The 1105-nt window shown below is 58.9% G+C and carries 1 rRNA gene; it reads left to right on the top strand.

What is annotated here, in order from left to right:
• Positions 1 to 1105 (top strand): 23S ribosomal RNA (locus ACPOLA_RS19145); the annotation flags it as partial.

Genomic DNA, 1105 nt, shown 5'->3' with positions numbered 1-1105 from the left:
GGGTGATGGCGTGCCTTTTGAAGAATGAGCCTGCGAGTTTGCGTTGTGTGGCGAGGTTAACCCGTGGGGGGAAGCCGTAGCGAAAGCGAGTCCGAACAGGGCGGTTGAGTCGCACGATCAAGACCCGAAGCGGAGTGATCTATCCATGGGCAGGTTGAAGCGCCGGTAAGACGGCGTGGAGGACCGAACCCACTTCAGTTGAAAATGGAGGGGATGACCTGTGGATAGGGGTGAAAGGCCAATCAAACTCCGTGATAGCTGGTTCTCCCCGAAATGCATTTAGGTGCAGCGTTGCGTGTTTCTTGCCGGAGGTAGAGCACTGGATAGCCGATGGGCCCTACCAGGTTACTGACGTTAGCCAAACTCCGAATGCCGGTAAGTGTAAGCGTGGCAGTGAGACTGCGGGCGATAAGGTTCGTAGTCGAGAGGGAAACAGCCCAGACCATCGGCTAAGGCCCCTAAGTGGCGGCTAAGTGGAAAAGGATGTGGAGTCGCAGTGACAACCAGGAGGTTGGCTTGGAAGCAGCCACCCTTGAAAGAGTGCGTAATAGCTCACTGGTCAAGTGATTCCGCGCCGACAATGTAGCGGGGCTCAAGCCGTCCGCCGAAGCCATGGCAACCATGTGTCACCCAAGTCCTGTCCTTGTGGCAGCGGTTCAGGGGCATGGTTGGGTAGGGGAGCGTCGTGTGTCGGGTGAAGCGTCGGAGTGATCCAGGCGTGGATGGCACACGAGTGAGAATGCAGGCATGAGTAGCGAATCACGGGTGAGAAACCCGTGCGCCGATTGATCAAGGGTTCCAGGGTCAAGCTAATCTGCCCTGGGTAAGTCGGGACCTAAGGCGAGGCCGACAGGCGTAGTCGATGGACAACGGGTTGATATTCCCGTACCGGCGAAACGGCGCCCCTGACGAGGCCGGGAATGCTAACCACCCGAAACCCCAGTTACCAATCCCTTCGGGGTGCGGGGCTGGGGTGGAGCGTGGGACCCGACCCGGTAGTAGTCAAGCGATGGGGTGACACAGGAAGGTAGCCCAACCGCCGCGATGGTAGACGGCGGGTAAGCATGTAGGACGTGGCCTAGGCAAATCCGGGTCGCAGCCCTTG

The sequence above is a fragment of the Nocardioides proteolyticus genome (genome assembly GCF_051280635.3).
Lineage (GTDB): Bacteria > Actinomycetota > Actinomycetes > Propionibacteriales > Nocardioidaceae > Nocardioides.
This window is presented reverse-complemented; position numbering and strand designations above follow the sequence as displayed.